The following is a 23,455-nucleotide window of genomic DNA, read 5'->3' as shown; positions in this document are numbered from 1 at the left end:
GCTTTTAATCGTTCATTATATCAAACATCTCCTTCAACACAGCCCGGTCATCAAAGTCATGCTTCACTCCTTCGATTTCCTGATAAGTCTCATGACCTTTTCCGGCAATGAGGATTATATCTCCGGGTTCCGCAAAATTTACTGCCAGCCTGATTGCTTCTTTACGATCTGGCAGACTAACTTTCTTTTTCAACTGACTTGGCCCTAAACCTTTCTCCATATCCTTAATGATCTCAACTGGATCTTCAAAGCGTGGATTATCACTGGTTAAAATAACCTTGTCACTAAATCTTGCTGCAATGGCAGCCATTTCAGGACGCTTGGTAGTATCTCTGTTACCACCCGCCCCTACTACTGTTATTACTTTCTCGTTTCCTGTTCTAAGGTCAGTAATAGTCTCTAAAACATTCTCCAGAGCATCCGGAGTATGTGCATAATCGACAATTCCTGTTATTCCTGCAGGCGAAATCACAAGTTCAAATCTTCCAGGAGCACCGGCTAATTCTGACATTGCCGATAATACCTCGGTCGGATCTTCTTCAAGTAATACCGCTACTCCATATACAGCAAGTAGATTATAAGCATTAAACCTTCCGATTAGCTTAAACCAAACATGCTGGTCATGGATTTGAAGCTCCATGCCTTGCAGGGTATTACTTATCATTCTGGCTTTAAAATCAGCAAGCTGACGCAAACCATATGTATTTATTGAAGCTTTAGTGTTTTGAACCATTATCTTCCCACGCTTGTCATCCACATTTACCAGAGCAAATGCATCGGAACCCAATCCGTCAAACAATAACTTCTTAGCTTCGATGTAAGCATCAAAAGTTTTATGGTAATCAAGGTGATCATGACTGATATTAGTAAAAACACCACCAGCAAACTTCACCCCTGCAACCCTGTGTTGTACTAATGCATGAGAACTCACCTCCATAAAAGCATAGGTACATCCATCTTTTACCATGTCTGCTAAGAGACTATTCAACCTGATAGCATCAGGAGTAGTATGAGTAGATGGAATAACAACATCTCCAATTCTATTTTCAACAGTCGAAATCAATCCACACTTGTGACCAAGAGACTGAAAAAGCCTAAATAGCATAGTAGCTACAGTAGTTTTTCCATTAGTACCTGTCACACCTACCAACTGAATTTTAGTGGAAGGATTTCCATAAAAATTCGAAGCCATGGTACCTAATGCAGCTGCTGAATCTTCAACTGCCACATAGGTTATTTTTTCATTTAATTCATCAGGCAATGCTTCGCAAATGATTGCCTTAGCACCTTTTTCTATAGCATTACTAATGAAATTATGTCCATCAGCGACAGTCCCTCTGATAGCGACGAAGCAACTGTCAGGCATTACAGCACGTGAGTCAATTTCGAGACCACTGATAGTCATCCCGGTATCGCCTTTCACCTGCCTGATTGAAACTTTGTATAATATGTCGCTTAACTTGTTCACTATATTTTATTCAAGTGTTAATGTCATGTAACTACCTCTAATCAACTTGCTTCCAGGTAATTGCGATTGCTTAGCTACCCTACCTTTACCAGCCATTTCAACTCTAAGCCCACTATTTTCGAGTAGATAAAGAGCATCGCGTCCGGTCATTCCAGTCACATCAGGGACTAGTCCTTCAGTTTGTGTTTTTTTATTCCACTTTATACTTGTCCCATCTATTGAGGCTTTAACCCAGTCTGATGGTTCAGATAAATGATTACTTATTCCCATTCGATTACAGATCATATTCAGATCATCATAATAACCCGACTGAATTACAGGAAATACTCCTTTTTCAACTGCAAACTCAGTAGGCATCGGTTGATGTAAATTCAGGTCAAGAGAAAAGATCTTGTCTGCGATTTCCTTAAATACCGGAGCGGCAACATCACTACCATATTGAAAATATCCCTTAGGACTATCAATTACGACGATACAAGAATACTTTGGCTTTTTAGCCGGAAAATAGCCTGCAAAACTCGTGTAGTAATTCTTGGTATATCTGCCATCTATTAATTTTTGTGCTGTCCCCGTTTTACCGGCAATCATATAATCCGTTCCTTTGATGTTCATGGCCGTTCCTCTTTCAACCACTCCAGCCAAGGCCTGTCTTATCTTCTTTAAAGTTGATTCACTAGCAATTTGATCTCTGATTACTCTGGTACCAAACCTTTCTACTTCATTATCTGCCTTTCTGATACTCTTAACAATCAGAGGAGCAACCATTTCTCCATTATTAGCAATAGCATTATAAAATGTTAAAATATGAAGCGGCGAAACACGCAACTCATAACCTATTGACATCCAAGGCAATGTGGTACCATACCATTCAGAAGAATTCGGATCTTTAAAGTATGTTTCACCTTCTCCGACCATTTGAAAACTCAGTGGTTCAGATAAGCCGAACGCTCTGATATATTCAATAAATCGTTGTGGCTTGGTATTAAAATTCTCATCAACCCATCTTGATATTGCAATATTTGAGGACTTCTCTATTGCCTCTTTAAATGTCACTGTACCGTAACCACCAGGTTTATGATCACGCATGGTACGATCATAAAACTTATATTCTCCATTGCCGGTATAAATGGTATCAGTAAGCTCAAGTCCGGTTTCCTCCATCAAGGCAATTGCAGAGGCAATCTTGAATGTCGACCCCGGCTCTACAGAACTTGCTACAGCATAATTATATCGTTCCCTGTATTCACCTTTATCATTTTTACTCAGGTTGGCAATAGCTTTGATTTCACCGGTCGCAACCTCCATCACAACTACACAACCATAATTTGCGTCGTGTTTTTGAAGGTGAGTTCTCAATGATGATTCAGCAACATCCTGAAGGTTAACATCAATAGTAGTCTGGATATCAAGTCCATCAGTAGCCTTCACTTCGTTACCGTCAAAAATTTGTCTGAGATTCCCTCCTCCAACTTTTTGAAACAGAGCACGGCCATTTTGACCTGCGAGCTCCTGATTAAAACTAAACTCAAGCCCAACTACACCCTTTTTATCACTATTGGTAAAACCAACAGTCCGTGCAGCCAATTGTCTGAACGGTTTATATCTTCTGTTTTCTTTTTCAAATATTACCCCACCTTTCATCTGACCCTTTCTAAAAATTGGCCAGCTTTCCATTTCCTTCTTCTCTCTGTAATTAATATATCGTTTGCCCAGAATAATATATCTATCGCCTTTGGCACGTGCCTGACTGATTAGCTGTTTGTAAGAAGCCTTACTTCTGTCTCCGAAATAACTTGAAAGCATCATGGAAAGGGAATCGACTCCAGATTTGAATATTTCATCATCACTGACGGTCGCATCAAAAGCCACACGATAAAAAGGCAAAGAAGTAGCCAGTAAAGAACCATCATCAGAGTAGATATTTCCTCTGACAGCTCTCACCTCCTTCTCGCGAAAACCAATATTCTCTGCCATTTTCACCCATTTTTCGCCTTCGATATACTTGATTTCAACAATCTTATAAACGATGGCAAGAGCAAAAACGAACATAATAATAAAGGCTATTCTTACCCTCAGTACTATGGAACGTTTGATATTCATTTTTCCGTCAACTCAATTTTATACGGTGGTTCATCACTTTCTTTCAACTTCAAGGCTTTCACCCTTTTAGCCACTTCAGACTGCTTACTTTGAATCTTGTACTCAGCTTGTGACGTTTGGAAGTCTGCCCGTAAATCTTCTACCTCTTGCTCAAGACGATTAATCTTGAGAATGGTCTTATCAACAAAATGAGTATGGCCGATATAAAAGATACATATCGCAGTATAAAACAATATGTATGGCAAAAACTTTACAGGAAGCCCTTCTCTAAAAAGAGATTCAAAGCTTACTACCTGTTCAAAACGAGAGAAAAAACCCGTTTTTCTACCAGTAGACGTACTTTGTTGCTTAACTCTGTTTTTGTTTTTACTCATCTTCTAATCGTTCACCGATTCTCAATTTTGCACTTCTCGCACGGCTGTTTTCAGCCACTTCTTCATCAGACGCTATGATGGGTTTTCGATTTACCGGTTCGAAAGGACGAATCAGATTACCGTAAAAGTCTTTTTCGGGCTGTCCCTGAAAATTGCCTTTTGCAATGAAGTTTTTAACCATCCTATCCTCCAAAGAGTGATAAGACATAACTACCAAGCGTCCGCCAGGCTTGATTACTTCAGCAGTCTGCATAAGAAAATCTTCAAGAGCCTTCATTTCGTCATTGACTTCGATACGCAAAGCCTGAAAAACCTGGGCATGGTATTTATTTTCCTTACCCCGTGGCGTGCATGACTTTAAGACTTCCTTTAACTGATTAACGGTTTGAATTCGGTTGTTAATTCGATGTGATACAATCGTAGCAGCAGCAGTACGGGCATTTTTCAATTCCCCGTAAATACCAAAGATACGATGCAGTTGACTTTCAGAATAGGTATTGACAATCTCTTCGGCTGTTAGGTTAGAGTTTTGGTCCATCCGCATGTCAAGCTGGGCTTCATATCTGGTCGAGAAGCCTCTCTCCGGTACGTCAATCTGATGGGATGAAATCCCCAGGTCAGCGAGAACTCCATCAACCTTATTGATACCGTACAGCTTTAAATACTTTTTTAAATACCTGAAATTACTCTGAATAAACTGGAAATTTGGCGACTCAATTTGGTCAGCGTTCGCCTTAGCATCAACATCCTGATCGAATGCAAACAGTTTACCCTCCGACAATAACTTTAAGATAGGTTTTGAATGTCCGCCTCCTCCAAAAGTAACATCAACATAGACTCCTTCTGGTTTTATGGCTAAACCTTCAATACACTCTCCAAGCATTACCGGCTTATGGTACATCATAGCTGTCAAAGAACATTAATTCGTGTCCAGATACTTTCCTGCTAAATCAGAAAATTCTTGCTGGTCATCGATCAAATAATTATTATATACATCAGGGTTCCACAACTCAATCTTATTTCCAACTCCCACCATTACCACTTCACGATCAAGATTTGCAAAACTCATCATTGGCTTCGGAATCAGGATACGGCCCGAACTATCTAATTCTACAACCGAATTTCCCCTGAAAAAATTGCGCTGCAATTTTCTGTGCTCCTCATTAAACTCATTTAACCCCACAATCTTCTGATAGATCTTTTTCCACTCAGTCATGGGATACAGTATCAAACACTGCTCAAAACCTCTACGCAATACAAGCTCACTCCCATTCGATTCAGGGAGACCGGACTTAAGCTTTGCCGGCAATGTTAGCCGACCTTTAGCATCCAGCTTTATTTCATATTCACTTGTAAAAAAGGCCATTAAGTTGCGCGCTTACTATTTCTTCCTTTTCAATCCACAAATGTAGAGTAAAGTATGACAATTTCCACCACTTTCCCCCACTTTTTACCACCTAATATAAAATTCTTATTATTTAGCTCCAAACAAAAGATATTAATTATTTCATTATCAGTTATTTACAATCTAACAAATACTAGATAAACACTTGATTATCAATTATTTATAATTAAATAATATTTTTATTAGCATGAAGTGGGAAAAGGTGGGAGAAAATTCCACCATATTTAGTGATTGAGTGATATTATTTGTCAAAGTGACGACTCTTTCATAAAAAAAATTATCTTTGAGGCCTTTAGAATCGTTGAATACGACAAACGAAGAGATATATGAACCTTAAAAATCTGATTCAAACTGTATTTGTATTTACAATGTTCATCTTGGTGGGGGGATGTGGAAGTACTTCAGAAAATAATACCGAAACGGAAAACAACTTTGTTAAAGCCGGAAGGTATCGAGCTGAAATGCACATGAAAGGACAGACTCTTCCGTTTACAATCGAGCTAACTAAATTCGACAATCAAAATTATCTGATGACTTTTGTTAATGGAGAGGAAAGAATGCCCTCGGATACTTTCTCGATAGTTAACGATTCGGCAAAAGTTACGCTTAACATTTTTGATAGCGCCTTCGAGATTGTTTTCAATAATGACAGCTTCAAAGGTGAATTTGTAAAATACTATAAGAAAGATGACTACAGGATTCCGATTGAAGGAGAGCTTTCAAACGATCCTGAATTTCAGTTAAATAATAAGGAAGCGGTAAAAATTGCGGAAAAATATTCAGTAAAATTCGTTGATGAAGAAGGTATTGTTACTGAATCTGTAGGTGAGTTTGTACAAACTGGAAATGATGTAAAAGGAACATTCCTTACTCCTTTAGGTGACTATAGGTTTTTAACAGGAGTAGTTGATGGTGATAGTTTGAAGCTAAGTACATTTGATGGTGATCATGCGTTTTTATTCCTGGCATCGATTAATGAAAATAATGAACTAACTGGTTCATTTTGGTCTGGAATTCATTGGTATGAAGACTGGACAGCTATTCCAGATCCAAACGCTACACTTCCTGATGCCGGTGAGTTAACATATATGAAAGAAGGCTATGACTCTTTCGAATTTAGTTTTCCTGATTTAGAAGGAAATATGGTCTCTGTTTCTGATGAGCAGTATGATAATAAGGTTGTAATAATTCAACTTTTAGGCAGCTGGTGTCCTAATTGTATGGATGAGACAAAATTTTTGGCTGAGTGGTATAATAACAACCAAGATTTACCGGTTGAAATCATCGGTCTGGCATATGAGCAGAAAGATGATTTTGAATATGCTTCCGGTCGAGTTTCAAAATTGAAAGACAGGCTAAAAGTAGATTACACTATTCTTATAGCAGGTAATGCTGATAAGGAAAAAGCTGCTAAAACGCTGCCTATGCTTAACAATGTTATTGCTTTTCCGACAACTATTGTTCTAGATAAAAACAAAGATATCAGATACATCCATACTGGTTTTAGTGGACCCGGAACAGGTGATCATTACATCAGGTTTGCAGAGCATTTTGATGAATTAATCAACAAATTAGCAAACGAAGAAATTTAACTATAAATAAAAAAAGAGAGGAAAACCCTCTCTTTTTTTGGTTTAGTATATGTGGAAACTTTATTAATTTTTGATTACGGAATTTTCACAATTCAAGTTTTTGTTTTCCTATAAAATAATCTGAAAATTTATCCTGGTAAATTCTTTCTTTCGATTCTTTAATAAAAGTCAGAAATTCTGAAGAAGCTGGAGAAAACTTTTTCCCCTTAAGCCAGACCAAATACCAGGTATTAACTAATGGATACCCTTTAACAGGCAATATCTTCAGTTCATTATTCTTCAATTCAAGCCTCATAGAATATGCCGATATCACTGAGATTCCCAAGCCGGCCATTATAGCTTGCTTTACAGCTTCATTAGTAGTAAGCTCAAGCATTACTTTTGGATCAATATCATTTTCCTGAATGTACTTTTCAAGCATTGCCCTGGTTCCCGACCCCTCCTCTCTTAATATGAATGGCATTTGTTCAAGTTCTTTAGGACTAATCTCCTTTCCTACATCATAGTTATTATCAGGTCCTGAAACAACATACAATGGATTAGGCATAATTTCTAAATGCTCAATTCCATCCAGTTCAGGCAAAATCGAAACAACTGCAAAATCAACCTCATTACTTTGTAGTGATGACAAAACCTTTCTTCTGTTACTTACATCAACAATCAACTTTACTTCAGGATATTTCTCATGATATTCACTTATGAAGTGAGGCATAAAATATTTCCCCGTTGAAACTACCCCAAGTTTTAGTTTGCCAGCAGTCACACCTTTTAATGCGGACATTTTAACCTGGATCTCATCAACATTATCTAATATTTCTTTTGCCAGAACAGCAAGCTCTTCACCTGCATCGGTGATATGGATTTTTCTACCAATTACTTCAGTTAAAGGCACATCAAATTGATCCTGAAGATGTTTTAACTGAATACTTACTGCTGGCTGAGTCATAAATAATGATTCAGCAGCTTTAGTTACGCTTTGTTGCTCTGCTACGGCAGCAAAAACTCTAAGTTGATGCAATGTGAAGTTCATAATCTATAAATAATCCTTGTGATTTCTATTTCGAATAACTTATCACATAACAAATTGTTTATGATTAATGAACAATTTTTAAAAAATCGAAATATATCTAATCCGCCAAACCGGATTAGCCGATGAATTTTATACCTTTAATTATTCCCAGACAAAATAACAGATATCATTGATTGTCATTTCTATTTGAATACATAATTTCAGTTCTATAATTCACAGAATTATGATTTTATTATATTTGAAACAAATACAATAATCATGAGATATTTTTCAGCATTAATCATTGTTTTTGGACTATTTTTTAGCCTCAATCTTTCTGCTCAGGAAATCGTTTCTCAGCAATATTTAAAAGTAAAGGAAGGAGAAAGCAGACACTTCGAGGATTATCTTGAAGAGATCTGGGAAAAGCAAAATAAAGTTGCTTTAAAGAAAGGGTTTATTTCCGGATATGAAGTTCAAAGAGTGCTTGATAGCGATAGATACGACTTCATATTAGTAACCCGGTTTAAAGACAAAAGAGCCTATAATTACAGGGAAAAGAATCTAAACACCATAATCAGTGATAAAAAAGTATTTCCAAAAGGTTTGATGATCGATGGAAAAACAGATGATGATATGGTGATTTATCTTTTTAAACTAGTTTCTGAATCCGAATACAGGAAGAAGTAATTAAATCCTGTTATTCTTCGATTACTGCTTTTATCTTTCACTTAAGGTTTACTCCACCTATTCGTTCAAAAATTTAAAATTCAAAGGGCTAATTTTAAATATTTTACTAATGGCACGCTTGTTGCCTTTATGAAATTTTTTAATCTTAAAACAAATGCCTTATGAATTTTTTCAACAAACAATTGGCAATCCTTCTACTTAGTGCCATCAGTATTGTAAGTCAGGCGCAAGTTCAGAAAGTCTGGACAAAAGACCTTGGTAATACCATAAATTGGCAAAAAGTTTCATCATTTGGTCATTATATCATTGGAACCAACAACGGAATTCAATGTATAAACCCGGAAAGTGGGGAAATTTTATGGACCAATGATACATTTAACAATTTGACTCCAGACCATATCGCACAGGTAGGAAATTCTCCACTTTTTTCAATTAATACCGGCGATGAAGTTCATATGATCGATCCTTACACCGGAAAAGTGAAATTCAACTCTCAACAATCCGGAATATTAGATATCAACGATCAGGAAATATTGTACAAGGCAAATGGAATTTTAATTTCAGGAAAAACAGCCGGAAACAAGGATAAAATACTCTTTTCATCGCTAGAATCAGGGAAAGTTGCTTGGGAAATCAATGATGACTATGGGCGATTGATCAGCGCTAATGAAATTAATGATCAGGAAGTATTGATTGTGACTTTATATTACAATTACCGAATCAACACTAAAACCGGAAAAGTAGTTTGGAAAAATAACATTTCAGAAGTAAACCAGCAGCTTGAAAAACTTGGAGCCTTAGGGGCAATGATGAAACAAGCAGCTTCCCAGCAAGCTCAAAGTATGGAAATTAATGTTACTTTCCATCAACATCCAAACAAAGATATTTTTTATATCGGCGTAGAAAAAGAAGGTTCTACAGGGTTTACTTCTTCAAATGGCGGACTACCTCCAATGCAAACGGAGTACAATGCTTACAACCTTTCAGATGGATCAAAATATTGGGAAAAGCCTTTAATGGTAAATGGTAGAATGGGTGTAATTGCATTTCATGGCGATGACCTGATAGTTATGCCTAATGACCCTGGAAATTCAAAGATCAACTTGTATGATCACGAAACCCAGGAAGGAAAATGGGGTAAAAAAGGAAATGGAATTAAAATAAAAGGTGGAATCTATACATTTATCGATGTAAAAGACGGGCTATTATTAGTTTCAAAAAATGTTAATGAAAAGAATTATATCTACTATCTGGATACGAATCAGGGAATATTAACTTTTGATAAGCCGGTTAAAATTGATGGCGAACTGGTATTTGGTGAGCCAATCAAAAATGGACTTTTATATGCGACTGATCAGGAAGTAAATATCCTGAATATTGTGGATGGCTCACTATTGCTTTCAAATGCAATCAATACTAATCCAAACCTGATTGCAGAAAACGAACAATTCTTATATGCATATGATATACGAGATAGAATTGTGAAAGTATTAGATAAACACTCAGGAGTCCTTAAAGAATTATCCGGTAAAATCGAATTTTACGGCAAGGAATCTCCGGAATATATTGAACTTTCTGAAAATGGAATTCTTGTTACTTCTTCGCAGAATATAATGTTAATTAATAATGACGGAAATACAGTCTATCATGAATATTATGAAGCACCAAAAGAACCAGGGTTAATGCGTGCTTTACGTTACGCTCAGGCAGTAAGAGCTGCATATATTGGTGCATTATCATACACTGCCAGTGCTGCATTTACCTCGGCTGCTCAACAAGCAGGGGCAGGTCAACAAGTAGAAAAGGCGATAGCCGGTGAAATTGGAAATGCTTATGGTGAGTTAGGTGACCAGGCAAGTGCTTTTGCTACACAGTCTTTTAAACAAGCAAACATGCGCTTTAAAGCAACTAAAGAAGCAGAAAAATATATGGTTATTTTATCTCGTATTGAGAAAAACAATTACCTATTAAAGGTAGACAAACAAACAGGACAGATTACCGGAAAAATTGATCTGGGTAATGATCGAAATCCAAGATATGAAATGGATGGAGTTACCGGATTTGTTTATTACCAATCGGATACAAATAAAATCGATACTTATAAATTATAATAATAAGGCCCCACAAAGGGGCCTTATTTATTTCTTGCTTCTTGAAAATTTGAATCTATATTTTCTTATCAATGTGATCATAATTACCATAATTAGTATAAATGGCCATAGGCGGAATACACCAAGAGTAAATGATAAAAAGGTCTTCCACCCTCCTCCAAATGATGCCATTAGTTTTTCTCCAAAACCAATATTCTTTTCAGGTATATATTCATAAGGTAAATCCTGATGAAAAATCAATTGAATGGTGCTGTAGTTCACCTGCTTACTCAGATACCTGAATTTACCTTCAAGATTTTCTATCTCAGATCTCAATTCTGCCAGTTTTGATTCGATCTCTAATATCTCGGAAATTTTGTTAGTCTTCTTGAGGATCTCAAGATATCGCCCTTCAAGGACCTTCTTGTTTTTCAACCTGGTTTTCAAGTCATAATATCGCTCAGTTACATCCTCAACATTGCTTTGCTTCCGAAGTAGTCTTCCTGCACTTGATAATAATTGACTAAAGAGCGAATCATATTTATCTGCAGGCACCCTTATAGTTACATTGTAATTTAATGTCTGGCTATACTTATACTCCTCTTCATTCTCAATGTAAGCATCAAATCGTTTAAGCATTGTCGAGATTGCATTATAACTCTTGCCAATATCCTCTGATTCGAATTCTATTAGCCCGTTTTTAATTACCTTTCTGGTAATCTGTTCAGAATCATTAACCAAATTATATGATGGTGGCGCCGGTGGTCCCATTATTGTAGCAGGAACCATCTCCATTGCTTCTTCATGTACTTCAAAGTCCATCATTACCTCGTCATTGGCATAACCTGACTGAGTTTCATGATTACAATTGGTGAAAAATACTATTATCAGCACCAATCCAATTAGTTTTATCTCCTTCATACTATATTCATTTATTTAACTAAATATATAGTTATTTAGTTAAAACTAAAAGATTAGTTTATGTAATTTTAAATAAATTGTTCAAGAAGATCAAACCTAATTCCTATAGTGTAATTGTTTTACAGAAGTATATAAAACCAAATGCAATCTCTATTTATTTGCTTTCTGTGGTCCATCCCACTCGGAAATATTCATAAATGCGAGAGTATCTTTTCGGTATTTTTCAGTTGCTTTGTTAAATTCTCTGTAACCAAAATCAAGACCGGCAACAGTTCGAATTGGTCTGGTTCCTGGTTCCATATTAATCAACTCATTAAAGATATCGACTACAACTTGCGGATCTGTTGGAGCATCTTTATCCTCAAACATTGATTGTACCTGCGATCCGAATCCTTGTTGAAACTCCATAACATGACCATAGGCTTTTGCCACCTCCTCATCTTTTGGCATCACTACATTTCCAAAGAAATTTGTATCAAAAGGTCCGGGTTCAACCAATACAACTTCAATGCCCAATGGAGCTAATTCATATCGCAATGCTTCACTCATGCCTTCCAGTCCCCATTTGCTTGCATGATATACACCAAAACCAGGAAATGCTGCCCTGCCCGCTGTAGAGCTCACCTGAATGATCAGTCCATTACCTTGCTTTCTCATCATCGGTAAGACAGCTTTGGCCATCCTGAATGTTCCTACAATATTGAGATCAAGCTGATCAATTACTTCTTGTGCTGTAAATGCCTCTAAGGGCCCTCCGTAACCTAAACCGGCATTATTAATGAGGACATCGAGTTGGTCAATTTTCTTGATACCCTTATTAACACTTGCATCATTAGTAACATCGATCTCAACAACTTCAATGTTGTCTGAATAATCTGTTAACTCGTTTGCTGGTGCGGAATTCTTACCTGCAACATTTCTCATGGTAGCATACACATGATGGCCTTTATCAGCCAGGAATTTTGCCGCATTGTATCCAAAACCGGAACTGCAGCCAGTAATCAATATATTTTTCATCTTTGTTAATTTGGTGGGGTCATACTTTGTCCTCGAAGAACTTAAAATGATTAGTTCTTATAAGTTACTTAATAATATTTAATTCAGGTAGGAAGAAATTACAGCCAGGAAGAAGGAAACTTCTACCATAAAAGAACCAGAATTATACCACAACCAATAATTGCCAGAAAAACAGGGAAGACAATTTTCTTTACTGCTCTATTTCCCAATACAGCAACCATTCCTCCTTTAAAAACTAAGTTTGCCATTCCGGCAACGAGTATATATCTCCATCCTTGTGAAGGATCAATAGTCCCTTTTTGCATTGTATTGGCCATAGATAAGGTAATAGCATCCATATCAGTTAATCCACTTAATACCGAAACTATATACAAACCTCCACTCCCCAGCTTGTCTTTAGCAAAAGCAATTAATAGGATAATCACGCCGTATAAAATAGCAAAAACTATAGCTGTCTTAAACTGGGCAGGGTTTTCAGGTTCCGGGACAGCCTGATCATGCTTCCTCTCACTCTTGAGAAATAAGACTAATGAAATTACTGTAAATAGAAATGCTATAATTGCCAACGGAGGAATTACCTTAATAGTAAGTTCCGGTGCTACTACGATTACTTCAACGATCACCCGAATAAATGATACCGCTGAAGCTGCAACGATTATAAAACCAATTATCCGTTCAGAACCTTTTGTTGCTGATGCCATCTTAGAAAAGGTGGCAGTGGTGGCGGTACTGGAAATAAGTCCCCCGAGGACACCGCTTATTCCTGTTCCCATCCTTTTGCCAAAAATTTTATACACGAAGTAACCAGCAACACTTATCCCTACAATCAAAACTACCATTAGCCAAATTTCATGGGGATTAAGAACATTATAGAGCCCGTAATTCTTATCAGGAAGGATTGGTAATACAACCATGGAAACAGCAACAAAAACCATAATGGCCTGTAGGTCTTTTTCACTAAGCTTGGGAATTGTTCTGGTAAAGAAACTCTTTAGATAAAGTAGCAGAGCAACGACGGCACCAATAACTACACCAATGGTAAGATTGCCAATAGAAAGATAAACTCCTACTGAGTACATTATCAGCACAGCAATCTCAGTAGTCTGGCCAATATCCGGCTCAGGATCTGATCTTTTTAAAAAATTAGCTACCCCCATCAGGATAGCCAAAGCAAAAAAGCCTCCCGCCAGAACCAGATAATTATCAATTGTATATGCAATAATTCCACTGATGGCACCGAATAGCGTTATTAAGCTGAAAGTCCGTATACCAGCGATTTTAGCTTTTCCACGCTCACGTTGAAGCCCAACTAGTAACCCGAGTCCAAGGGCAGTAATCAATATCGAAATTTCCTTTTCCACTTAATATTAAGTTCCGAAACTTCGGAATTAGTATCAAGTTTAATTGCTTATAAAAGATTTAAAAGGTCAGGGTATATTTGCAAACCTTTGGATAATAATTATAAAAAAATAGCTTCTATTCTAGTAAGGATTCAAAACTACATTAATGACATTATAGGATTTGAGAAAATTATTCCTAAAATTCTTTTATTTTGAACTGATCATTATAAAAATCTAAATGTGCTATTACTTCTTCTGTTTCACAATTAGTTACAACAATAAGGTCATTATCATTTAATTGGTAACCAACCAGATGACTTACATTTAAATTCTTTTCTAAAGTAGTGCGATCAAAAATGCTAGTAGTAATATCCTCTAAACCAGAATCAATAATTTTAAAAAATTTGTATTCAGGAGGACACTGACCACAAATATTACAGGATCTACTAAACACAGCTATCACTTGGTCTTTTTTATCTGTCTTTTCAAATACTTTTATTTCTAATTGAAAATCAAAGCTATCTGTGGCAATAAGATAATTTTGTTCGTTATTGAGGTATGCAATATTCTTTAATTTGAATTCATGAGTTAAATCTGGTGAAAATTCACAGCCAAAGAAATCCTCATTTGATAACTCAAAATAAAACTTTTCTACTTTGGAAATACTTTCATTAAGTTGGTTGTCACTTATTTCACTTTCCAAGACCAAATTATCATTTTGTTTTGATTTTTGTTTAGAAGTATCATTACATGAAGTAAAAAAGGATATTAATATGCAGAAACCAAAATTAACTGATTTCGATGATTAATTTTAGAAAAGAATTAATGAGAAGTATATAGTGTTATATTAAAAATATAACACTATAAAATATTTTTATAATCTATGCTTAGTCTTCATTAAATGAATGAACTAATCTACCAATACCATCCTTATTTAAACTAAAAGCTATTATTGCTTGATTTTTTGGTAAATCACCATAAAAAAAATAATACTCCCAATTATTAATCTCTTTATTTTCATCTAAATAATTAGAAAAAAATACTTCTGTAGTACCGTATTTTGAATATGCATCATCATTATCATAATCACCTTCATAAAGGTAAAAATCTCCTTCAGTTTCTGCATTATCATCTTTAATAATTTGATTCTTTAAATATGGCATATTTCCCATTAATCCTGGCCATAGCAATTTGGCAATCAAATAAGCTTCTTGAGCATCTAATTTAGGGAATGAAACCTTTGAACATTTATCATTTTGACAGTCCACTACCATACCGTATCCCTGTAATTCCTTAATATATAATTCGATATCACCTATTTTATAATAATTTCTTGACATTGCAAATGTCGGAATTGGGTAATGTCCTACCCCCCCAGAAAAGATATAGCCATTTGTATCTTGATAATTCACCTTTACCATGGAGCCTTTTAAATTATTGATCTCGATTTCCTTGTTAGATTCCTCCAGGATTTCAATTGGTTCACCTAGCTTAACAATTGTAATCACTTCGCTGGTCGTGTCTTGATTTTGATATAAAGATAATCCTTGCTTAATTAACACAAATCGAGTGTTATCAGTTATGAGTTTTATTTTAGTTTCAACTTGATAATCTTCTTTATAATTTTCATTAAGCCCGTGTTCATCGGTCAATTTCCCTATATTTGAATTACCTTTTTCATTCCTTCCATTACAACTTACCAAAATAAAAATCAAGTAAAAATACCCCAATACCCTCATGACTTATCTTAATTAAAATTAATAGTCCTTAAAAAATGCTATTTTTTAATTAATCTATAACAAAACCTTGGTGAATAATTCCTTTTCCATGATTACTTTTTTTGAACCTTAACAGAGTATTTGGAATTGAATAATTCTGAAAATAAAAATCATAATTCCAAAATATTACTTCACCTGAATCATTTTCCTTATTTGCATAATATACTTCTGTTTCTCCATATACCGCTTCAGCTGTTTCATTACCAAATTCCAAATCATATCCTATTATAGCATTTGCCATAGTTTCTGCATTTTCATCATTTATAATTTCCTCGTTCAAAAATGGTACATTAGCCATTAGTCCTGGCCATAATAATTTGACTATTAGATATGCTTCTTGGGAATCTAAATTTGAAATTTCAATAATTGCGCAATTTTCACTTTCACACTCAACAACAGCACCGTATTTTTTTAATTCAGCAACATATAACTTCATATCACCTTGCTGATAAAATTTTCTATCGAATGCAAAAGATGGTATTGGATAATGTCCTAATCCTCCAGAAAAAATATAGCCAATAGTACCTTGATAATCTACTTTTATAATAGATCCTTTTAAACTACCAATTCTAATTATTTCATCTGTCGCTTCAACTATTTCAATCCGTTCGCCTACATTAACTTCTTTTATAACTTCACTAGTTGTATCTTTTTCTTTATATAGCTTTAGGCCTTGAAGTAAGAGGACAAACCTAGAACTATCTGTAAGAGGCTCCCCAAAATATTTCATTTTTTCATTTTGGGTTGTTAAGTTTAAATCATTATTCATTTTAGATTGTTTTTCATTTGAATAATTACACTTACATAAAAGAATTACTATTAATGATATTAAAGGTATCTTTTTCATTTTGATCAATTTTAGTCCTTTTCAAGTTTTATATACATCTCACCTAATGAATTTTTCCTTAAGCTAAAGCTCTCGTTCTTATGAGGTTTTCTTGCATCCTTCCCTTTATTATCTTTAAATCCAACAGGTAAATGAAAGGATACATAAGTATCCATGTTTTTAGTCTTTTCCATACCTATAAATTCCCAATGATGTCGTTCATTCACCATCAACAATGGTAATACAAACCCATACTTCCAAGCATTATTCCTCAGCCATTTATCGGTTTTCTTCTTTTGGGCATTCATACCCTCTGAAGGTAGTTTTGCATATTTTGGAGAATCATTATAATCTGCATTTCCTAAATCATACGCTATACCATTTTGATGTTTTGACCATCCTAACCTTGCAGGAGAGTGAATTCCCCCTTCGCCACCTTTATGCCTGACTTTCAACTCCTCCTGTTTTCGATATTCTCTAAACCCACTATTTATTGGTAGCGAGACACCATCTTTTTCAGCTGCTGCAACCATATTAATTACATTCTCTGCAGGTGTCATTAACAATTGGTTCGTCGCATCATGTGATTCAATAACATGATCGTGCCCTACAAAATTCCCTTCACTCCATTTTGCTGTCCCAGCTTTAATATCAGACCAGCCATCTACAAGGTTAATAGCAGATGTCCAAACTTCTGTCCCTTCAATCCACTCTTCTTCTAAAGAACTAATTGTATGTTTGTTTTCCTTTGATGTTATCAGAGCTACTTTTGTGTATTCACCAGTCTCATCATATTCTTTTACTACTACAAATGATCCTTGAGGTAGCTTACTTTTCGTAGTTTTAAATTTAGTCTCTTTCCCTTCTCTAATTCTGGCATCCCTATTTGCAACAGTTTTATGGTCGTCACTCTCTGAAACATACTCTACTTGGGTAACATCTAAAAATTCACCAGAAAATTGATTAACATCATTTTTAACAAAGTTTGAAGCTACATCTATCCAGCAATTTTCAGACTCAATAAATGCATAGGCTCTTCTATATCGAAAACCTGATTGCCCCTTTAATTTACCTGACGAATCTCTAGGAATATCCTCATATTTAAATTTCACCTTGGTCACTTTATAGTTCCCTTTAGGAACAATTTTCACAGTAGTTTTGGTTGGTTTAGCAACTACTTCTCCATTCTCATTTATTGCTTCAAAGTCATCATTTCGAGCCCATGCATCACCTCCAGTCACTTCAAATTCCTTCCCAACATAAGTCTTGAATTCTTTCTCTTTTAGCTCTTTAAGATAATCAGAATCACTTTCTTTAATCTCAAATATATCGTCTCTCTTCTCACTACTCTTCACTCCCATCAATTTGCCTCTAATAGCTTCCTTGAGTCTTATAATCTGCTCTTCTTCTTCACTAACAGTATATCCCGATTCTAAATTAGATTTTAGTGATAGTAATAGGGCTGAATTTAGTTTTGAAAGATCATCAATACCGTTAGTCAAATAAAAGGCTATGTTATCACTCTTAAAATAACCTGAATCATTTATCACAGTCATGACAAACTTTGGATGTTCATAGACATAGCATAGTAATTCATTTGCTATTGCTTCATCTTCAGAGTCTTCATGTATTTTTAAAAACTCCTCCTTGGTTGGTAATAATGGTTTAGCAGCTTGTTTCTCTGCCTCCTTCTTCGCTCTTTCTCTTGCGGCTTTTTGCTTCTTAGTTCGCTCTATGGCTTTTTCGGCTTCCTTTGCAAAATACTGATCGCTGTCATATCGGGCCTGGCGCTGCTTGTAAGTCCTGAGTTGCATTGCTGTAAGCTCAGGTGTACTTTTCATCAAGGCATCATGGGTTGTTCCTCCAATCTGGATCCAGCCATCTACTGTACTGCCCACCTTCATTACTTTCTGCTGAAAGGTTTCTATCGCCTTTATAGTTGCTGACAATTCGCTGATCGCAACGGTATCAGCTGAATCTAAAGAACTTGATTCTGACTATTCTCTATTCCAGATTTATTTCAGGTTTATAATCAACAGATTTTACATCATCTAATAACCATTGACCATCTTGTTTCTCATAAAAAAACAAAAAATATTTTTTATAATAATACCTCATTTCCTCTCCCAACATACTGTAGGGAATAAGAATCCTAGCTGAGTTTTCATCAATAATCCAAGTTAATTCTAACAAAGCTTTTTGAACACCCTCATCACTAACTGGCACTATAAATTCACCTTCTAATCTATAAGTCGTTGAATCTGTAAATCTTGAATAGTATTCATGATATGAAATGCTATTTTTTGGTTTTAGCAAAAATAAAGTACTTCCAACTGAATCTTCCATCATGAGTTCTGCAAAACTTGCCGGATGATCTAGAATACTTATTCTTTCTTTTAAATTACTTTTAAATTTATTTGTCAATTGAGAAGACTTCTCAATATCTGAAGCCATTTCCTCTTTTATATAATCGATTATTTCTGATTCCTTAACTTTAAATCCTTTCCCAGACATTTTCCATTCTTCCCTAGTGAATACATAGGTAATTCCATTATTTATTATTTTATAAAAATTATTTATTGAATTATATTTCGCTAAAACTTCTTGTTTTAAATTCAAAATATTAGAATTAAAATAATGAGCAGTATCAGGTTCAAACCTAATATCTAACAAATCTCTTTCCCCATTGTGTTGTCTGCTAAAACTACAACTAGCTAGCAAAAACAATAAAAATCCGAATTTTAAAATTTCTGTATGCTTCATTATCTATTTTTTTCTAATGCCATTTCTTTTTCAGACTTTGATAACTCGAGATCACTCAATTCAAAATGCCAAGTTTCATCCCAACCACCTGAACGAACCACTCCAAATGTTAAGGCTATCAAATCTATCATTGCTTCCTTTTGATAAATAAAATTATGTCTATCTACATCCATAGCCCCTCCTTTTGTATGCATCGACACTCCTAATTTCTCTGGTAAAGGAAGGCAGAATGGTTCATTTCTAAATCCAGCTGAAGCAGCGTCTCTAATGTTTTTTCTACCAAAATCAAGATTTCCCACATATGTCCTTACTTTGCCCATATCTAAATCAATAGCTTTACCTTTATTATCGACCTTAAAATATGATTTTTTAGCCCATTTATTTTTGTGGATATCTTGTATATAATTTTCTAATGTATATAACTCTTCTTCATTATTATACATTTTTATTAAATTATCTTTAATTTTATTTTCGTAAGTTCCTTTCAAAATTTGATATTGAACTGAAAACTGATGTGCTTTCTTTTCACTCCTTACAGCATCATTGACTTTCATATCTCCTTTATAAAGACCACACAAAACTAAAAACTTATGTAATCGACGCATCCTAGTCTCAAATACAGAACTTAGAGATGATCCTCCACTTTCAACATCCTCACTCTCTATCAATAAGTTTGCACTAACTCCAGAAGTTATACTTTCATAATATTTATTATTAGTGGCAGCATTTTTAGCAATAGCTAAAACGGTTTTTAGATCTTCGGAAACATCCAAATTTTCAATAAGGGTGTCAACTTTTTTATAATAATCTTCAGAATTTGTTACTCCTTCATAATCATTTGGAGATCCTTTCTTCTCAATTCTATTAAAATATTGATTTTCATAATCATTAAGTATCTTATCAGTTTTTCCTCCTTTGGTAATATTACCATCAGAAGTTATACCTTTTGATTTCTGGAATTTTTTAATTGAGCTGATAAATTCTCCTGAACAAGAGCCCTTCAAAATACTATCCTTTGGAACTTTGATTTCTCTACTTTCTAATTTTTCTGAAACTTGAATAACGTCTTCTTTGAAATTCTCCGCTTTATTCCCTTTAGAGTCCGCTCCAACATCTCCCTTCAGTGAAGAATTATATGTATTTAAGTATTTATTCAATTCACTTCTACCAGCATAAATTTTTGGTAACCCACTTTTGTATTCTCCGTTTTTGCCAAATAGAGCTTTGAATGTTCCTTTACCAGGATCAATTTTACCATCTGGATTTGTTGAACCTAATACATCTTTCTGGAATTTTTTAATTATTTCAATATCACTTTCTTTAATTATACCATCTTCAAGACTTGATTTTGAAGGCTCATACCCTTTTGATGACAATTTTAGAAACACCTCCCTAACATCCACAGGGTTATTTAAGCAATCTAAGCCTACGGAACCACCTAAATTTTCATTAAAAGCTATCCTTATACTCTTTATATCCTTCAAAATTCGATTATTATCAAATTCCTTTTTGACATTAATATTTTTCTTATTTGAATTTAAGTTTTCAATTTTCTCAATTAATCTGTATTCTTCATCTGTAGTCCACCCTTCTATCAAATGTGTTTTTAAAACCATTAATAAATCATTGGATAATAAATGCAGTTTATTTTTTTGTGTGAAATACTTCAATATTTCAACCGATAAATCATCAGTATCACTATAGTCAACTTTACTAAGCACTTCAGTTACAACACTTGGGTTAGTAATAGAATAGCTAATTAATTCATTTCTTAGGGCTGGAGAATCTTCATTGTATTTGATAATCAATGATTTTATTATATCTTCATTTGACAATACTTCTACTTTATTTTCTTTCTCTGCCTCCTTCTTCGCTCTTTCCCTTGCGGCTTTTTGCTTCTTAGTTCGCTCTATGGCTTTTTCGGCTTCCTTTGCAAAATACTGATCGCTGTCATATCGGGCCTGGCGCTGCTTGTAAGTCCTGAGTTGCATTGCTGTAAGCTCAGGTGTACTTTTCATCAAGGCACCATGGGTTGTCCCTCCAATCTGGATCCAGCCATCTACTGTACTGCCCACCTTCATCACTTTCTGCTGAAAGGTTTCTATCGCTTTGATTGTCGCTTTATAAAAAATTTATGAGGTGCAACAAAATAAATTATCTAAATATAACATTAATAACCACCTAGACTGTCATATAAATTCATCATTTCTTCATCAGATAATTGTAAAAAAGCAGAATCAATAACAATTTGTTTTTCAGCATAAATAGTAAGTTTCGGATCTTTTTTAGATAAGAATTTTAAAAGTTCTTCACTACTAATAGGATTGTAGCCAATATATAACTTTTCAAGTTTTGTTAACTGATGTAATTCATCAGGTAATTCAGAAATATTATTTTCTTCAATTGATAGAACTTTTAAATTTTTTAATTCAGATATTTCCTTATCAATTTTATCCAATTTATTTCTACTCAAATTAAGATTTTGTAGATTTTGAAAATGAATTAAATCATGAAAATTCAACTTGGTTAAAGAAAGGTTTCGAAAAGATAATAATTGTATATTCTCGTATTTCAATAATTCATCTGGTAATTTATTATCACTATTCAGATCTTCTTCTTTGACTAAATAGACATAAACACTATCTATTTCTTTAACGTTTTCTAATTCATCTAAGCCAAAATAATATTCAGCATCATTTAATTCTTCTAAACTAAGTAACTTGTGCTGTTTTTTTTCTGAATTACAAGAAATTGTCATTAATATCATTAAAAGCATTATAACATTTTTCATTTATTATTTATTTAGATAAATATTTAATTGTAGTTCCTTTCACATCAACACGACCATCTTTGTACTTTGATTTTAAAAGACTCTTATTGATCAATTCTTCCTGGAAAGAAATCAAAGATTGATGATCTGCTTCCTGCCATTTGTTTCCTTCAGTTACAGAATAACCTTTCTGTTTCAACCACTTTTTCACTTTTTTTATGTCAGCAGGATTGTTCTTCCCATCTTTACCTACAGAAGCTAAAAGTTTATTTTTATTTTTTAGATTCTGATCATAAGCAATAAATTCATTTATATACTTTTTATCCTCATCAGCATTAAATTTCTCAATTTCTATTTCCTTTCCTGATTCCATAGCCTCAATGACTAAACTCAGATAAGAACTTCGCAATCGTGATCTCCTAGGCACCCCTTTTGTATATTTTTGCAATGCACCATCATTTAACTTTTTTAAAGCTTTAAGCTTCTCTAGATCAGATAACTCCTTATTTTTGACAATTTCATTCACCCATTCAATCCTATCCCATCCATAGTCTCCTCGGTATTTTAAATCAATTATAAATTCTTTAATCGCTGGATGCATACTATCCCATTCTGATTCAGTCATTCGATAAGTATCTACTGGTTTATTATGCTTAATTTCACGTGCCCTTGCATTTATATTTGACTTATATTTCTTCTTTGTATTTGCCAATTCCTTTGCTGTTTCTGTTTGTTTCTCATACTCTAAATTAAACAATTTATATTGCACAGCTAAAGGAATTACCCCTACCTCTTTTTTATATTTTTTCACCCAATCATTTGCTTCCCCCCCTTTTAAGCCAGCTGATTTAGATATTAATCTTGCTTGATTCTTTTTCATCCCCATTGTTGACAGATCATCATAAATATCTTCACTCAACCTATTACCACAATCGTAACCTTTTCCTAAAGTAACCCCTGATGCATCGGTTTTAGGCCAATGAACATATTTTGTTTGTTCATCACTTCCTTCCGCAACGATGGTTAACACTCCTCTCTTTAGTTTCAATTTGTGATTATCAAAATCACTCTTCTCACTACTCTTCACTCCCATCAATTTGCCTCTAATAGCTTCCTTGAGTCTTATAATCTGCTCTTCTTCTTCACTAGCAGTATATCCCGATTCTAAATTAGATTTTAATGATAGTAATAGGGCTGTATTTAGTTTTGAAAGATCCTCAATACCGTTAGTCAAATAAAAGGCTATGTTATCACTCTTAAAATAACCTGAATCATTTATCACAGTCATGACAAACTTTGGATGTTCATAGAC

The 23,455-nt window shown here is 34.6% G+C and carries 20 protein-coding genes; 3 read left to right on the top strand and 17 right to left on the bottom strand.

Annotated elements, in window-relative coordinates:
* Window positions 1-4: 4 nt before the first annotated feature.
* From HH304_RS16855 to mraZ, 5 genes are read right to left on the bottom strand one after another with little or no spacing between them, the layout of a single operon-like run.
* Window positions 5-1,468: a UDP-N-acetylmuramoyl-L-alanyl-D-glutamate--2,6-diaminopimelate ligase gene (locus tag HH304_RS16855; RefSeq protein WP_169684272.1), complete on the bottom strand. Its 1,464-nt coding sequence runs from the start codon at window positions 1,466-1,468 to the stop codon at window positions 5-7.
* Window positions 1,469-1,474: 6 nt separating this feature from the next.
* The gene (locus HH304_RS16850; protein WP_333908765.1) at window positions 1,475-3,517 is read right to left on the bottom strand and encodes a penicillin-binding protein; all 2,043 of its coding nucleotides are present in this window, start codon (window positions 3,515-3,517) and stop codon (window positions 1,475-1,477) included.
* A 47-nt stretch (window positions 3,518-3,564) separates the two neighbouring features.
* On the bottom strand, window positions 3,565-3,942 hold the full coding sequence (locus HH304_RS16845; RefSeq protein WP_169684266.1) for an FtsL-like putative cell division protein: 378 nt from the start codon (window positions 3,940-3,942) through the stop codon (window positions 3,565-3,567).
* Window positions 3,935-4,846, bottom strand: coding sequence for a 16S rRNA (cytosine(1402)-N(4))-methyltransferase RsmH (gene rsmH, locus HH304_RS16840; RefSeq protein ID WP_169684264.1), 912 nt, complete (start codon window positions 4,844-4,846; stop codon window positions 3,935-3,937). Before rsmH ends, HH304_RS16845 begins: the two co-directional genes overlap by 8 nt.
* A 15-nt stretch (window positions 4,847-4,861) precedes the next feature.
* A complete protein-coding gene (mraZ, locus tag HH304_RS16835; RefSeq protein WP_169684261.1) occupies window positions 4,862-5,308 on the bottom strand; it encodes a division/cell wall cluster transcriptional repressor MraZ in 447 nt (148 codons plus the stop codon).
* A 365-nt stretch (window positions 5,309-5,673) separates the two neighbouring features.
* Between mraZ and HH304_RS16830 the strand changes: the two genes are divergently transcribed.
* Window positions 5,674-6,939 (top strand): peroxiredoxin family protein, encoded by a 1,266-nt coding sequence (locus HH304_RS16830; protein ID WP_169684257.1) that lies wholly within the window; start codon window positions 5,674-5,676, stop codon window positions 6,937-6,939.
* An 85-nt stretch (window positions 6,940-7,024) separates the two neighbouring features.
* Here the strand turns inward: HH304_RS16830 and HH304_RS16825 are convergent, their stop codons facing one another.
* On the bottom strand, window positions 7,025-7,969 hold the full coding sequence (locus HH304_RS16825; RefSeq protein WP_169684254.1) for a LysR family transcriptional regulator: 945 nt from the start codon (window positions 7,967-7,969) through the stop codon (window positions 7,025-7,027).
* Between the two features lie 258 nt (window positions 7,970-8,227).
* Here HH304_RS16825 and HH304_RS16820 point away from each other — a divergent pair, with 258 nt between their 5' ends.
* Together HH304_RS16820 and HH304_RS16815 are read left to right on the top strand one after the other, a co-directional pair.
* Window positions 8,228-8,638 (top strand): hypothetical protein, encoded by a 411-nt coding sequence (locus HH304_RS16820; protein ID WP_169684251.1) that lies wholly within the window; start codon window positions 8,228-8,230, stop codon window positions 8,636-8,638.
* Between the two features lie 161 nt (window positions 8,639-8,799).
* Entirely contained in the window at window positions 8,800-10,749 is a 1,950-nt protein-coding gene (locus HH304_RS16815; protein ID WP_169684249.1) for an outer membrane protein assembly factor BamB family protein, read from the top strand.
* A 27-nt stretch (window positions 10,750-10,776) separates the two neighbouring features.
* Here HH304_RS16815 and HH304_RS16810 read toward each other — a convergent pair whose 3' ends face one another.
* The 11 genes from HH304_RS16810 to HH304_RS16760 form a co-directional block, all read right to left on the bottom strand.
* Entirely contained in the window at window positions 10,777-11,649 is an 873-nt protein-coding gene (locus tag HH304_RS16810) for a DUF4349 domain-containing protein (RefSeq protein WP_169684247.1), read from the bottom strand.
* Between the two features lie 150 nt (window positions 11,650-11,799).
* Window positions 11,800-12,666: an SDR family oxidoreductase gene (locus tag HH304_RS16805; RefSeq protein ID WP_169684244.1), complete on the bottom strand. Its 867-nt coding sequence runs from the start codon at window positions 12,664-12,666 to the stop codon at window positions 11,800-11,802.
* Window positions 12,667-12,788: 122 nt separating this feature from the next.
* Window positions 12,789-14,027, bottom strand: coding sequence for an MgtC/SapB family protein (locus HH304_RS16800; protein WP_169684242.1), 1,239 nt, complete (start codon window positions 14,025-14,027; stop codon window positions 12,789-12,791).
* A gap of 175 nt (window positions 14,028-14,202) precedes the next feature.
* Complete coding sequence (locus HH304_RS16795; protein ID WP_169684239.1) at window positions 14,203-14,709, bottom strand: hypothetical protein; 507 nt, start codon at window positions 14,707-14,709, stop codon at window positions 14,203-14,205.
* Window positions 14,710-14,893: 184 nt separating this feature from the next.
* Window positions 14,894-15,745 carry an SH3 domain-containing protein gene (locus HH304_RS16790; RefSeq protein ID WP_169684237.1) on the bottom strand — a complete coding sequence of 284 codons (852 nt, stop codon included), beginning with the start codon at window positions 15,743-15,745 and terminating at the stop codon, window positions 14,894-14,896.
* 49 nt (window positions 15,746-15,794) lie between these two features.
* The gene (locus HH304_RS16785; protein ID WP_169684234.1) at window positions 15,795-16,631 is read right to left on the bottom strand and encodes an SH3 domain-containing protein; all 837 of its coding nucleotides are present in this window, start codon (window positions 16,629-16,631) and stop codon (window positions 15,795-15,797) included.
* 11 nt (window positions 16,632-16,642) lie between these two features.
* Window positions 16,643-18,559 carry a D-alanyl-D-alanine carboxypeptidase family protein gene (locus tag HH304_RS16780; RefSeq protein ID WP_169684232.1) on the bottom strand — a complete coding sequence of 639 codons (1,917 nt, stop codon included), beginning with the start codon at window positions 18,557-18,559 and terminating at the stop codon, window positions 16,643-16,645.
* Between the two features lie 55 nt (window positions 18,560-18,614).
* Complete coding sequence (locus HH304_RS16775; protein ID WP_169684230.1) at window positions 18,615-19,373, bottom strand: hypothetical protein; 759 nt, start codon at window positions 19,371-19,373, stop codon at window positions 18,615-18,617.
* Entirely contained in the window at window positions 19,373-21,457 is a 2,085-nt protein-coding gene (locus HH304_RS16770; RefSeq protein ID WP_169684228.1) for a hypothetical protein, read from the bottom strand. Before HH304_RS16770 ends, HH304_RS16775 begins: the two co-directional genes overlap by 1 nt.
* 86 nt (window positions 21,458-21,543) lie before the next feature.
* Window positions 21,544-22,164: a leucine-rich repeat domain-containing protein gene (locus tag HH304_RS16765; RefSeq protein ID WP_169684226.1), complete on the bottom strand. Its 621-nt coding sequence runs from the start codon at window positions 22,162-22,164 to the stop codon at window positions 21,544-21,546.
* 7 nt (window positions 22,165-22,171) lie between these two features.
* The coding region (locus HH304_RS16760) for a lysozyme family protein (RefSeq protein WP_271711672.1) at window positions 22,172-23,455 on the bottom strand (1,284 nt) is incomplete at its 5' end.

This window comes from Marinigracilibium pacificum, assembly GCF_012926615.1.
Lineage (GTDB): Bacteria > Bacteroidota > Bacteroidia > Cytophagales > Cyclobacteriaceae > Mangrovivirga > Mangrovivirga pacifica.
This window is presented reverse-complemented; position numbering and strand designations above follow the sequence as displayed.